At 63.7% G+C, this 13,479-nt stretch carries 12 protein-coding genes; 4 read left to right on the forward strand and 8 right to left on the reverse strand.

Features of this window, described 5'->3' with window-relative positions:
* Nucleotides 1–32 precede the first annotated feature (32 nt).
* Entirely contained in the window at nucleotides 33–1,037 is a 1,005-nt protein-coding gene (gene moaA, locus D002_RS0112670) for a GTP 3',8-cyclase MoaA (protein ID WP_018142301.1), read from the forward strand.
* A 246-nt stretch (nucleotides 1,038–1,283) separates the two neighbouring features.
* On the opposite strand, the gene D002_RS0112675 is transcribed toward moaA, so the two are convergent.
* Nucleotides 1,284–1,772, reverse strand: a complete 489-nt coding sequence (locus D002_RS0112675) for a universal stress protein (RefSeq protein ID WP_018142302.1) — start codon at nucleotides 1,770–1,772, stop codon at nucleotides 1,284–1,286.
* Between the two features lie 264 nt (nucleotides 1,773–2,036).
* On the opposite strand from D002_RS0112675, the gene D002_RS0112680 reads away from it, so the two are divergent.
* Nucleotides 2,037–3,542: a SulP family inorganic anion transporter gene (locus tag D002_RS0112680; RefSeq protein ID WP_026181713.1), complete on the forward strand. Its 1,506-nt coding sequence runs from the start codon at nucleotides 2,037–2,039 to the stop codon at nucleotides 3,540–3,542.
* Nucleotides 3,543–3,745: 203 nt separating this feature from the next.
* Entirely contained in the window at nucleotides 3,746–4,474 is a 729-nt protein-coding gene (locus tag D002_RS0112685; RefSeq protein ID WP_018142304.1) for a rhomboid family intramembrane serine protease, read from the forward strand.
* 271 nt (nucleotides 4,475–4,745) lie between these two features.
* Here the strand turns inward: D002_RS0112685 and D002_RS0112690 are convergent, their stop codons facing one another.
* Nucleotides 4,746–6,818, reverse strand: a complete 2,073-nt coding sequence (locus tag D002_RS0112690; RefSeq protein WP_018142305.1) for a TonB-dependent receptor — start codon at nucleotides 6,816–6,818, stop codon at nucleotides 4,746–4,748.
* Nucleotides 6,819–7,081: 263 nt separating this feature from the next.
* Between D002_RS0112690 and D002_RS0112695 the strand changes: the two genes are divergently transcribed.
* A complete protein-coding gene (locus tag D002_RS0112695; protein WP_018142306.1) occupies nucleotides 7,082–8,101 on the forward strand; it encodes a porin in 1,020 nt (339 codons plus the stop codon).
* Between the two features lie 571 nt (nucleotides 8,102–8,672).
* Here the strand turns inward: D002_RS0112695 and D002_RS13815 are convergent.
* The 6 genes from D002_RS13815 to D002_RS0112725 all read right to left on the reverse strand — a co-directional run bounded on the left by D002_RS13815 (nucleotide 8,673) and on the right by D002_RS0112725 (nucleotide 13,248).
* Nucleotides 8,673–8,837: a hypothetical protein gene (locus D002_RS13815; protein WP_018142307.1), complete on the reverse strand. Its 165-nt coding sequence runs from the start codon at nucleotides 8,835–8,837 to the stop codon at nucleotides 8,673–8,675.
* A 158-nt stretch (nucleotides 8,838–8,995) separates the two neighbouring features.
* Complete coding sequence (locus D002_RS0112705) at nucleotides 8,996–9,529, reverse strand: peptidylprolyl isomerase (RefSeq protein ID WP_018142308.1); 534 nt, start codon at nucleotides 9,527–9,529, stop codon at nucleotides 8,996–8,998.
* 16 nt (nucleotides 9,530–9,545) lie between these two features.
* Nucleotides 9,546–9,896 carry a hypothetical protein gene (locus tag D002_RS0112710; RefSeq protein WP_026181715.1) on the reverse strand — a complete coding sequence of 117 codons (351 nt, stop codon included), beginning with the start codon at nucleotides 9,894–9,896 and terminating at the stop codon, nucleotides 9,546–9,548.
* 159 nt (nucleotides 9,897–10,055) lie between these two features.
* Entirely contained in the window at nucleotides 10,056–11,957 is a 1,902-nt protein-coding gene (gene aprA / locus D002_RS0112715) for an adenylyl-sulfate reductase subunit alpha (protein ID WP_018142310.1), read from the reverse strand.
* Nucleotides 11,957–12,436, reverse strand: a complete 480-nt coding sequence (gene aprB, locus D002_RS0112720) for an adenylyl-sulfate reductase subunit beta (RefSeq protein WP_018142311.1) — start codon at nucleotides 12,434–12,436, stop codon at nucleotides 11,957–11,959. The genes aprA and aprB overlap by 1 nt, the downstream gene beginning before the upstream one ends.
* A 38-nt stretch (nucleotides 12,437–12,474) precedes the next feature.
* Nucleotides 12,475–13,248, reverse strand: a complete 774-nt coding sequence (locus D002_RS0112725; RefSeq protein ID WP_026181717.1) for a hypothetical protein — start codon at nucleotides 13,246–13,248, stop codon at nucleotides 12,475–12,477.
* Nucleotides 13,249–13,479: the final 231 nt, after the last annotated feature.

The raw sequence follows: 13,479 nt of genomic DNA on the forward strand, positions 1-13,479 counted from the left end.
ATATCGCCCCGATCAGCAGGACGGATGCCGCCATGGAACAACCCCTCAAGGAAGAGAACGCCCTGGTCGATGCCTTCGGCCGCCGCATCGAATACGTCCGTCTCTCGGTTACCGATCGCTGCGACCTGCGCTGCTTCTACTGCATGCCCAAGGGCTTTCGCGACTTCGAGGAGCCCGAACACTGGCTCAGCTTCGAGGAGATCGAACGTGTGATGAGGGCCTTCGGGCGGCTCGGCACCCGCCGCGTACGCCTGACCGGTGGCGAGCCGCTGGTGCGCAAGAACCTACCGGACCTGGCCGCGCGCCTGAACGCCCTGCCCGGCATCGACGACATCTCGCTGTCCACCAATGCCACGCGCATGGCGCGCCATGCCCAGGAGCTGAAGGATGCCGGCGTGGCCCGCATCAACGTCAGCCTCGATTCGCTCAAGCCGGAGGTCTTCAAGGAGATCACCGGCGGCAAGCTGGAGAAGGTCCTGGACGGGCTAATGGCCTCCAAGGCCGCCGGCCTGAACCCGATCAAGATCAACATGGTCGTGATGGGCGGGATCAACGAGCCAGAAGTCGAAGACATGGTCGAGTTCTGCATCGAGCATGGCTTCACCCTGCGCTTCATCGAGACCATGCCGATGGGCGACACCGGCCGCCAGGCGAAAGAAGGCCACTACGTAAACCTGCAAGACGTACGCGCCCGGCTGGAGCCGCGCTACAACCTGGTCCCCGGCGTGATGCCGGGCGGCGGCCCGGCGCGCTACATGCAGATCCCGGATAGCGACGTACGCATCGGCTTCATCACGCCGATCTCGCAGCACTTCTGCGACACCTGCAACCGCGTGCGCTTGTCCGTCGACGGCACCATCTACACCTGCCTGGGCAACGAGCACAGCCTGAACCTGCGCCCCTACCTGCGCGAAGGCTGTACCGACTCGGAACTAGAAGACCTGGTGGTGCAAGCCATCAACCTGAAGCCGGAGCGCCACGAGTTCTCCGAACGCCCGGAAAAGGTCCTGCGCTTCATGTCCATGACCGGCGGTTGACGACTCCCGAGCTGCTCACCCACCGGGCCCGTCATCGCGAGGCGCTCAGCGCCGTGGCGATCTTCCAGCCCCTGTTCCGCTATTCGTAGGAGCTCAGCCCCTGAGCGATGGGGCTTGATCAGCGCCCCATCGCTCAGGGGCTGACCGGCTGCACATCCGAGACCCCACCCCCGCGAGAGCATTCCGCAGGAACAAGAAAGGCCCGCTGGAAAGCGGGCCTTCTGCGTGTCGGGATTGCGGGTTGGCTCAGTCGACCGCGCCCTCCGGCGGCAGCTTCTCCTTCATCGAGTCGGACAGCGGCACATCGTGCACCACCAGCACCGGGAGACGGGCATGGCGCACCAGCCACTCGGTGGCGGAGCCGGTCAGCATGTTGGAGATCTGGCTGCGCCCGCGCGTACCCATCACGATCATGTCCGCGCCCCATTCCTCGGCATGGCGGGAGATCTCCTCCGCGGCGCTGCCGAACACAATCGCCACTTCGTCACCCTCCTCGGCCCATTGCTGCAGCTGCGCACGCACCTGCTCCTCCGCCGAGTCGCGCATCGACTTCGCATTCAGGGGCGAGCTCCCGGCACCACTGAACGCACCCGCCGCGCTGGATTTGGCCACCTCGGCGGGCTTCATCACGTACAGCAGCCGCTTCGTCGCCCCCGGGCAATGCTGCCGGGCCACGGCCAGGGCCGCGGCAGAGGCGGGCGAGAAGTCGACGGCGATGATGACGCGCTGCAGCATGAAGATCCCCAATTGAACGCATGGAAGAGCCCCGGCAAAGGCTTGAGCGGGGCGGCAAACTTCAGGACGGGCTTATGAAGTGCTAGACTTTGCCGCCTTTCCTGGCGGTTTCAGTCTGTACCGGCATTGAACCGCTTGCAACCGCGCCATCCACTGGTGGCAACCGGGCCCGGCTACTTCGCACAAGTCTCTGGTACCTGTTCGTTCACCCGTTGATCCCGACGCATGTCGGCTTCGGCGCGCATGGGTATTGGGGACCATATCGTGCAGCAGACCCTACAAGACTTCCTGTCCCGCCAGCGCAAGATCTGGTTGTTCAATGTGCGCGGAGACCTGATTGCCGGGATCGTGGTCGCGCTGGCCCTGATCCCGGAGGCGATCGCGTTTTCCATTATCGCCGGGGTGGACCCGAGCGTGGGCTTGTACGCGTCCTTCACCATGGCGGTGGTGATCGCCTTCGCCGGAGGGCGCCCCGGGATGATCTCGGCCGCGACCGGGGCCATGGCCCTGCTGATGGTGACACTCATCGCCGAGCACGGACTGCAGTACCTGCTGGCCGCGACCATCCTGACCGGGATCATCCAGATCCTGTTCGCGTGGGCCAAGCTCGCGCGCTACATGATGTTCATACCGCGCACGGTGCTCGTCGGCTTCGTGAATGCGCTGGCGATCCTGATCTTCCTGTCGCAGGTGCCCTACCTGGTGGACGGCGACACCACCATGTGGGCGCTGGTCACCGCCGGGCTGATCATCCTCTACGGCCTGCCGATGATCCCGGGCTACCCGAAGCTGCTGCCGCCGCCGCTGGTCGCGATCGTCGTGCTCAGCGTCGTGGTCTACTTCATGGGGCTGCCGACCCTGGAGGTCGGCGACATGGGCGAGCTTCCGGACGGCCTGCCGGTGTTCCTGTTCCCGGACATCCCGCTGAACTGGGAGACCCTGCAGATCATCTTCCCGACCGCCTTCGCCCTGGCGATCGTCGGCCTGCTGGAGTCGCTGCTGACCGCCTCCATCCTCGACGACCTGACCGACACGCCGTCGGGCAAGAACCGCGAGGCCCAGGGCCAGGGCATCGCCAATGTCGTCACCGGCTGCTTCGGCGGCATGGCGGGCTGCGCGATGATTGGCCAGTCGGTGATCAACATCAAGTCCGGGGGGCTGGGGCGCTTGTCCACGCTGTCGGCGGGGATCTTCCTGCTGATCTTCATCGTGTTCCTCGGCGACCTGGTCTCGATGATCCCGATGGCCGCGCTGGTCGCGGTGATGATCATGGTCTCCATCGCCACCTTCGACTGGGGCTCGCTGACCACCCTGCACAAGCTGCCGCGCACCGACGCCACCGTGCTAATCGTGACCGTTGGCACCACCGTGATCACCCACGACCTGTCGCTGGGCGTGTTCGCCGGCGTGCTGCTCTCGGCGATCTTCTTCGCGCGCAAGATGGTCAAGGCGGTCGAGGTCACCAGTGCGCTGTCGGAGGACGGCCGGACGCGCATCTACACCGTGCGCGGCCAGCTGTTCTTTGTCGCCGTGGACAAGTTCATCGACAGCTTCGACTACCGCGAGGGCATCCATCACATCGAGATCGACCTGACCCGCGCCTCGCTGTGGGACAGCTCGGCGGTGGCCGCCATCGACAAGGTCGTCGGCAAGTTCCGCCGCAACGGCATGGAGGTCGCGGTGAAGGCCCCGCGCGGTGAAAGCGGCGAACTGCACGACAAGCTGGCCCTGCACGACAAGGGCGCCGACCTGGGGCCGGGCGGGCACTGACCCCGCCGTTCGCCTTCGGGGCCGTCATTGCGAGGAGCCGAAGGCGACGCGGCAACCTCCATCCGGAGCCATCGAATCCCGAGTCGGTTCCAGCTTTCGGAGGTTGCCGCGTCGGCTTCGCCTCCTCGCAATGACGGCGCTGGTACCAGCGCCTGGGGACTGGAGAGATTGGACCGCACGCCGGGGCGTGGCAGGCTAGGCGCATGATGAACCTTCGCCGGCCGGCACCCCCGACCGATCCCAGGGCCGAACGCGAGCGCATTCGACGCGCCCTGACGTGGCCCATGCTCGGGGCCGGCATCCTGATCGCGATCCATGCCCTGCAGGAGCTGACCGGCGGGGATTGGGCTCGCTTGGGCATTCTGCCGCGCGACGCGGTGGGCGCACTGGGTATCATCACCTCGCCGCTGATCCACGGCTCCTGGGGACATCTGCTGGCCAACGTGCCCACCCTCTGGGTGCTCGGCATGCTCACCCTCTATGGATTCCCTCGCGCCACGCGCGTGGCGGTCCCGTTGATCTGGCTGATGGGTGGCCTCGGCGTCTGGCTCTTCGCCCGCGAAGGCCTGCACATCGGGGCCTCGGGCCTGACGCACGGCCTGATGTTCTTTGCCGTAGTTATTGGCATTCGTCGGCGCGACGCGCTGTCCATCGCGCTCGCCATCATCATCCTGTTCCTCTACGGCAGCATGATCTGGGGCGTATTCCCCAGCGCGCCCCGGGTCTCATTCGAGGCGCACCTGTTCGGCGCCGTGGTCGGTGCGATCTGCGGCTGGTTCTTGTACCGGCGCGACCCGCTACCGCCCGCGCGACGGCCCTCCTGGGAGGAGGACGACGGGACGGATCCGGAGACCCTGCGCAAAATCGAGCAGGGGCGACTGGACGAGATCGAGCCGAAAGAACCGCTGGAGGGGCCCGGGCGTCGCGACTAGCCGAACACCCGTCCTTAATGCAGCTCGCGTCGGTCGGGGCATCCCGCGACGTAGCGGCGACGGCCCCTCTTCATGGCACCGTCATTGCGAGGAGGCGAAGCCGACGTGGCAATCTCCGAACGCTGGCAACGCGGTGCTTCCGGAGGGAGATTACTCGCTGCGCTCGCCCTTCGGGCCGGCCTGCGGCCGTTCAACGCGCTTCGCGCCTTTGTGCCACGTCGGCTCCGCCTCCTCGCAATGACGGTGCCGGCGTCCGACGTAGTGGTGCGCGTTAACGCCCGAAGGTCATGCGCATGCCGGCCATCAGAGTCAGGCCCGGGGCCGGCTCGTAGTAGCGTCGATTGCCGTCATTGATACGGATGTTGTCGACGTTGTCGGCGTCCAGCAGGTTGTTTGCGGCCACGAAGGCCTCGACATGGGTGCTGCCATCTTGCCAGTGGCGGCCCGCGCGCAGGTTCAGCGTGGTCTGCCCGCCCACGCGTTCATTGTTGACATCGTTCACGTAACGTCCGCCGGTATATAACGCATCGATGGTGAGAAAGTAGGACCCCTGGCGCCAGTCGGCCTCCACGAACAGCTGTTCACGCGGCAGGCCGGGCAGCCGATTGCCATCCCGCCGCTCGCCCTGCTGGTCCACGAAATCGCGATAGCGGAAGTCGTTCAGGCTGAGTGCGCTGGACAGCGTCCACTGGTCTGTCGCGGACCAGTCGACCGCGAGTTCGAAGCCGTTGCGCGCGGTGCGGCCGGCGTTGGTGTAGAACGTGCGACCGTCCACGTTGGGCTCCTCGAACGGGGCGATCTCGTCGCGCACGCGGGTCGCATAGACCGAGGCATCCCAGGCCAGGCGACCGGTCTCGCGGCGGATCCCGACCTCGATGCTGCGCGCCCGTTGGGGGTCGAGACCGTCGTTGAATCCGCCCCCGCCTTCGGGGTTCGCGAACTCGGTGAAGGTCGGCGTCTCGAAGTTGGTGGCCACGTTCACGTAGGCCCGGTAGTCCGGCTGGAAGTGCCAGATCAGCCCCGCCATAGCGCTGGTCTCGCGGAAGGTCCGCGCATCGGAGCGATCCGGTTCGCCCACCCGCTCGGAGAAATGGTCATCGATGGACATGCGGATACGGTCGTGGCGCGCGCCGAGCACCATGTTCCAGTCCGACCCCAGTGCGGTGTCGGTCTGCACGAACACCCCGCGCGAACGGGCGCGCTCGCGCTGGTCCAGCGCGAGGTCGTCGATCGAGGGGGTGCCGGCGGGACAGTTCGCCTGCCCCTGAATATCCGTGCAGCGCCGGGTGCGGTCGTCGCGCTGTTCCTCCAGGTCGATCCCGGTCAGCACTCGGGTCGGCCCGATGTCCTGCTCGTACTGGGCGTTGAGGCCATAGAAATCCCGCTCGTAGGCCACCCGCGAGTCGCCGGGGAACGGCAATTGCTGCGCGTAGTCGCGCTGGGTCCAGAAGCCGCCGAGGCGAAGCTCGCCGGGGCCGAGCGACTGTTCCCACTGTAGGCCCGTGGTGAGCTGCTCGGCTTCCTGAGTGCTGTCCAGGGCCGTGGCCAGCGGCGCGGCCGCGCGGCGGTTCTGGCGCATCTCCTCGCGCGTGAGCCCGCCGGGGTCATCGGTGCGTGGCGCGTCCAAGTAGCGCAGGTGGAAGTTGAGCGTTCCGGCCTCCAGCTCCGAGGCGGTATGCAGGCGCAGATAGCGCTTCTCGGCGGTGGACTGGTCGCGGTAGCCGTCGATGGCGAAGTCGTGGGCGGTCAGGGAGTAGCGGTGGGTGCCGTGATCCTGCTCGGCGATGGCCTCGGCGCGGCGATAGCCGTAGCTGCCCAGCAGCACCCCGCCGCCAAAGCCACGCGGGTCGCGCCCGTCGCGGGTGCGTGCCGAGATCACGCCACCGGAGGCATTGCCGTACAGCGCCGCGCTGGGCCCGCGCAGCACCTCGATGTCGCGCAGGTTCAACAGGTCGATCGTATCCACCTGTGACTGGCCGTCCGGCGTGGTCTCGGGGATCCCGTCCTGCAGGATACGCAGCCCGCGCACGCCGAACGGTGCGCGCGAGCCGAAGCCGCGGATGGAGATGCGCGCGTCCTGCGCGAAGTTGTAGCGATTCTGGGCGAACAGTCCGGGCACACGGTTCAGCGACTCGTCCAGCTGCAGGCCCTGGCGCCCCTCGGTCGCCTGGCGCTCGTCGACCCGCGAGACCGCGGCCGGCAAATCCGCCAGCGGTGTAGCCAAGCGCGGTGCGGTGACCGTGACCTCCACGGGATCTAATACTGGTGGTTGGTCCTCGGCTGGCGCCTGCGCCGGGCTCAGCAGCAGAGCCGCAACCGCGATGGGCGCCGATCGAGGGGCCATCCACTGAGATCGTCGCATTGCCAACCTCCCTCCTGCCGCCCCCGCAAAGGGTGCGATTCGTCGGCCACACCCCGTCCTTAGGAGGACTCGCGGACGTCCGAGGGGTTCCCGTTAGCCCAAGTCTCCTATTTACAACAGTGTTGCCATTTAACGCGATCTTCATAGCCGCTTAACCGGAACGTCACGCCGCCTCCCCATGCTTGCGTCCTGTCGGTACACCCCCGTGTCCCGCCAAATTTCGCAATGCAAACAGGGAGAACCTCATGAACCGCAAGCACCTTCTGACCAGCCTGATCGCCGCCGGCCTGCTCGCCCCGGCCATCGCCACCGCCGACTGGACCCTCTACGGCCGTGCCCATGTTTCCGCCGACGTCCTTGACGACGGCGCGGACTACAACGAATTCAACGTTTCGAGTAACTCCAGCCGCCTGGGCTTCCGTGGCGAGCGCGAGTTCCGAGAACAACTCGTTGGCGTGTTCCAGATCGAACAGCAGATCGACTTCGATACCGATGGGACGGACTTCGCCACGCGCGACACCTTTGTGGGCCTGAAAGGTTCCGACTGGGGCATGCTGCGCGTCGGCAAGTTCGACACGCCTTTCAAGCGCGCGCGTGGCCCTGCGAATTTCTTTGGCGACCAGGTCGGCGACATGCGTAACCTGACGCGTTCGGCGGCCCAGACCGGTCGGTTCGACGAGCGTTTCCGCAACAGCATCCATTACCAAACCCCCAGCTTCGGTGGCCTGACCTGGAACATTCAGTACTCGAACGAGACTGAAGGGGCCACTACGGTCGACGGCGCCGACAACAAGGCTTACTCGACCTCACTGAATTTGAACATGGGGGACCTGACCGGCGCCCTGGCCTACGAGAAACAGGAAGACGGTGACGTTAATCCGGACGCCTGGCGTCTGGCGGTCGGCTACCGCATCACGCCGACCTTCCGGATGGGCGCCTTCTACCAGAACTCCGAGACGGTAAACGGTGACGACGCCGACATTTACGGTCTGGGCGGTCAGTTCCGCCTGACCCCGAGCATGTACCTGAACGGCCACGTCTTCCAGCTGGATTCCGATCTGGATGACGCCGACGCCACCATGTACGCGCTGGGTCTCGAGTATCGCCTGGATAGCGATCTGCGCTTCTACGGCAACATCGCCATGGTCGACAACGATGACACCTCGGCCCTGACGCCATGGGGTGCCGCACGCACCTCCGGTCCGAGTGGCGCCGCAGGTGAAAACGCCTCCGCGTTCTCGATTGGGATGCGTTACGACTTCTGATCGTGCACCACCGGGGCCGGCGGCCAGGACCGCCCGCCCCGTTCACCAAGCCCCGCCGGTCTACGCCCCGGTGGGGCTTTTTTCTGTCGGGAGCACAGGGCCTCAAAAGGCGATTCGTAAGCCATTGCTTTCTTCGGCAAGCCGGACACGATGCGGCCCAGGACCTCCGGCCGCAAGGTTGTCCGCCCGGCCATGGACAGGTTGCCCAAATCGAATTCGGCTTCGTCAGGAAGGGGAGAGCTGCAGCCCGCGGCGAGCGTCACGCGGTTTACGAGCGCATTCCGTTGCTGTGACCTCGGCGATCCGTGCCGCAGGTTTGGGGGAGGTGCCTAGCTGGGGACTATTAAAATGGTCAGTGCCATCGATACCGCTGGACTTGCGTATATCCCACCAAACAAGCGGAGGCGACACATACAACGCAGGCCACCGTCGTGGGCAACTCGGTACCGAAGGGACAACCCACCCGCGCGCCTGTCGAGCTATGCCTGCCCGTGCATCCATGACGGGTTCAGCTGATCAGGTCGCATAGAAACGGCCGCGCAAGCGACTCGCGGTTGCGCGGCCGGTACGATTACGGGCGCTTAGGGGTCTGGTATTCGGCCTCTTTCTGGAAGGGTTCCCAGATGGTTTCGTAGCCCACGTAGCCCTTTTCGTTGGGCGGAAGCTGCCGAGTAGTCAGGAACTGGGACTTGCCATCCGGCACTTCGGGCTTCTTCTTGTCGGTTGGTGCACTCATGCTTCACCTCGTCTCGATGAAAGAGGGGGAAGGGAATTACCGGCGTCAGCCCCCCAAATTGCTGACAGGTGTTTGTGTCGGTGCTTGCGCCATTTCACTGGCCGCCGCATGCGCAAACACTTCACGCGCACAGTCGCCTTGGCCAGACTTTGTTCGGCCTACGGATTCCCGTTGACCATGTCGATGGGCACTGCCTTTCCGGTGTCGATATCCGGGCCGGTTTCCACCTTGCCGCCGTGTGCGATTTCCTCGTCGGAGGCATCCCGAACCAGGGTGATATCCAGCTTGAAGATGACTTCCCGTCCACACAGCGGATTGTTGCCGTCAATGGTGACCGTGCTTTCATCGACGCGAGTCACCAGGAAACTCTTGGTCTGGCCCCGGTCATTCTCCATCAGGATGGCGGTGCCGACCTCGCGGTATTCCTCGGGGACATTCTCAATGTAGTCCGTAATCACCAGGGACTCGTCGCGCGGGCCGTAGATGGCGTTGCAGTCGATCGGCACCTCAATGGTGTCACCCTGTGCACGACCCTCGAGTTCCGACATGACCTGGGGGGACAGGATCTCGTTGACCCCGTGGACGTAGCCGAGCGGAAACTCGACGGCGGTCAGGACCTCACCGGACTTCTGGTCGATGACCTTGTAGGTCAGTTCGACGTACTGGTTGGCCTGGATCACGTTCTTTGTCATTGCCAATTCCGTCATATCAAAAAATGGACGCGCCGAAGATTCGCATTTCGCCTTCTTCGTAGCCGAGGACCATGCGCCCCAGCCATTCGCCTTCCTTCTTGGTACTGCGGACCCGGTACAGGACGGTGACATGCTCGCCGCGACGGATCATGCCGAGGTAGTCCCAATCGTCGCTGAGGCTACGGGTCAATTCGCTCTGTGCGAACTGCTTGCCCACTTCGACTTCGTTCAGACCAAACAGGAGGTTATAAGAGAACTTGCGCACGAAGTTCCCGAACTGCCCCTTGTTGGAATACTTGATGAGATCGCTCCACATGGGGTGGGCAACCTCGAGAATCTCTTCGTCGGAGTGATCGATGATATTCATCGAAGTCTCCGGCAGTGCCTGTGCATCGGCTGTGTTGTTCATGTTGGAAAAGCTCCCGGATGTGGCGGTTGAAAAAGAAGACCAACGCGCTCGCCCGTTGGTCTTCGCTGCTTCCGGCAGTCGTGACGGGGTCATTGCCGACCCCGTCACGTTAACACCCTAGGCCTCTTCCTTCTCGGCCTTCTTGGCGGGGGCTTCGTCCGTATCGACAAGGTGATAGCACGGCGCCTTCTCCATGGTGTACTCGCCGGTCTTGGGATCACGGCGGGATACGGTGAGGTGGTGCCAGTTCTTGTCGTCGAGCTTCATGTAGTCACCGCGATAGTAGTATCCCGGCCAACGCGTTTCCTTACGGAACAGCGTGTGATGGAAGACGCTCTCGGCCGTACGGAAACGGTGCTTGAGTTCCCAGGCACGCAACAGCTCGTGGATATCCTCCGCGGCCAGCTTTTCCAGGTCCTCTTCGAGGATATGCATCTTCTTCAGGCCGATATTGAGCAGCTTTTCGTTGGTCATGTAGCTGACCGTCACGCCACCGCAGTACTCGTCCATCATCTTTTGCAGACGGTCGAGACCCTGGCGCGGGTTGATGTAGTTCGGGTTGACCGAACCCGCGACGACCTCGTTGCGGTAGACCTTGTAATGCTCGAGCGGCTTGTAGATCTCGTCCTTCAGCTTGTTGACCTGAGAGTCGGAGACCCGGATGCCGTCGGCCTTGCCATCGTCGATGTACTTGCAAGCGGCCTTCGCCGCCAGACGGCCCTCGGTGAACGAGCCCGAGGAGAACGCGTGCGGCGTACCACCCACGGCATCGCCGGCACCGAACAAGCCTTCGACGCTGGTCATTCGGTTGTAACCCCAGAAGTACTCGGGCGGGGAGACATCTTCAGGGCCGGAGCACCACGCGCCGCAACCGGTGGCGTGCGAACCCATCACGTAGGGCTCGGAGGTGGTCAACTCGGGGTTCTCGTTCTTGGGGTCGACGTCGGTCGCGGCCCACAGGACGGCCTGGCCGACGGTCATGCCGAGGAAGTTCTCCCAGCCCACCTCTTCTAGATGTGGATCCTGGAAAGCCTCCATGGTGATCATGTGGATCGGGCCACGGCCGGCGTTCACCTCGCTGAGGAAGGCGTGGTTGCGCAGGCAGGTCGGGATCGGACGATGGGTCGCGTGCGACAGCTCCGGATCCAGGTATTCCTTGCCGACCATTTCCTGCAGCTGCGGCCACCACTTGGACTCGTACTCTTCCCCGACGCAGTTCTGGGTACGGGTCTTGAGGTGCAGGAAGTAGGCACCGACCGGGCCGTAACCGTCCTTGAAACGGGCCAGCACGATGCGGTTTTCCATCTGGGTCATCTTGGCGCCGGCGTTGATCAGCAGGCCATAGGCAGAGCCGGAAGACCACGGCGCGTACCAGACGCGACCCGCACCTTCGCCCACCGAACGCGGCTTGAAGATCATCGATGCGCCGCCCGCGGCGACCACGACCGACTTCGACTTGAATACGTGGTAGTCACCCGTGCGGACGTTGAAGCCGACGGCACCGGCCACCCGGTTTTCCTTGGATTCGTCCATCAACAGATGGGTGACACAGATGCGGTTGTAGATCTTGTCGGCAGACTTTTTCGCGGCCTCGGCGACGATCGGCTTGTAGGATTCGCCGTGGATCATGATCTGCCAGCGACCTTCACGCTGATAGGCGCCGGTCTTGGGATCGCGCATCAGCGGCAGGCCCCACTCTTCGAACTGGTGCACCGTGGAATCCACGTGGCGCGCCATGTCGAACAGCAGGTCCTCGCGCACCATGCCCATAAGGTCGATGCGGGCGTAGCGGACATGGTCCTCGGGGTTGTTCTCACCCCAGCGGGTGCCCATGTAGCAATTGATCGCATACAGGCCCTGGGCCACGGCGCCGGAACGGTCGATGTTGGCCTTTTCGGCAATCACGACTCGCTTGTCCTGGCCCCAGTACCGGGCTTCCCAAGCTGCGCCCGTGCCGCCCAACCCGGCGCCACAGACGAGAATGTCGATGTTGTCTTCGACGACTGTCTTATAGGCCATCAGTAATACACCCCTTCTTTCAGTTTGAGACCCGCGGCCTCCAGCGTGTGCAGGCCCCCCTCATCCATGCGGATGTACTTCGGCTCGTTGAACAGCAGCTGGCTGTCCCGCATCGACTTGTCTGGGCCGGGCACGTCCGACAATTGTGGAATGTGCTTGCCCCAGGGCTTGGTCGTAATGGGAGACAGGAAATTCTTCTCGCGGCCATCGCGGAACTTGATCCGCCACGCGATGGTGCCCCGCTCCTCGTCGCGATGGACGCGGACGCTGTGCCCCAGCGGCGCGAAGTCGGCATAGCCACGCACGTCGATGGCGTGCTGCGGGCAGGCCTTCACGCAGGAGTAGCACTCCCAGCACATGTTGGGCTCGATGTTGTAGGCGCGACGCGTGGTCTCGTCGATGTGCATGATGTCCGACGGGCAGATATCCACGCAGTAGCCACAGCCGTCACAACGGGTCATGTATACGAAAGTTGGCATGGTTGTCCTCGTTCGATGCTGATGTTCGGGTGAATGGCTTAGTAGTGGTGCGGCGGTTCGCGCTTGATACCCAGCCCCATCTCCATCGGCGCGTCACGCAGCAGTTCCATCGAGTGACGCTTTTGCTGCTCCGGATCGTCGCGCGAGAGGGTCGGCAGGTTCTCGGCGGAACCATCGGCCTTGGTGAGACGCTTCTGATAGGCCGCAGCGGGCTTGAAGAACATGTGCGCGAACTTGGACCAGTAGACCGATGCGAACAGGGTCGTAGTAGCCGCAAGGAACAGGGCGAAGAACAGCCAGCCGAGTGCGCCACCCTGGGTCAGCGACCACAGGATGCCAAAGGTGGCCATGCCCAGAAGCGAGAGGATGAACAGGTCGGCCCGCACCAGCTGATACCAGCGACGCCCCTCTGCGGAGACATCGACGCGGATGAAGAACCAGAACCAGTAACCACCAAAGGCCAGCGACAGCGCACCCAGATGCCACAACAGCGACGTAACCGGAGCGGCGGTCGCGGCCGGCTGGGCGAAGATCAGGATGGCCGAGGTGATCACGAACACCAGGAAGCCGTACATGATGAACAGGTGGGAGATACGGCGCTGAGGGTTGTCGAATTCACCGGCGGTGATGACTTCCTTACCGATGGTCTTCAGCGCCAGCGAGAATTTCTCGCCACCGTCCACGGAGCGCGTGGCGTTCTGCTGGGCCTTTTTGGAGTTTTCGAAAAAGTACTTGGCACTCTTCTTGTGCATCATGTCGAAGATCGTGCCGGCGGCCACCAGGACGACCATGAGCACGACGTACACTTGCATGGCGGACGGTGGAATGACCGCGGCGAGTTCGGCGAAGGGATTGGTAGTGATCACGGTGTCTGGCCTCCTTGGTGTGTCCAATTAGCACAACGAGTCTGTGTCATAGCTAATTTCGCTTCAAATCAATCTTACCTGTCACAACATAAGATTAATGAATGGGGCGATATCCTTATTTATGGGTTCGCTAATTTAGAACATTATTAACGCCGAATATTAGGCCTTCGTCGACCA

The organism is Thioalkalivibrio sp. ALJ7, from assembly GCF_000376865.1.
Lineage (GTDB): Bacteria > Pseudomonadota > Gammaproteobacteria > Ectothiorhodospirales > Ectothiorhodospiraceae > Thioalkalivibrio.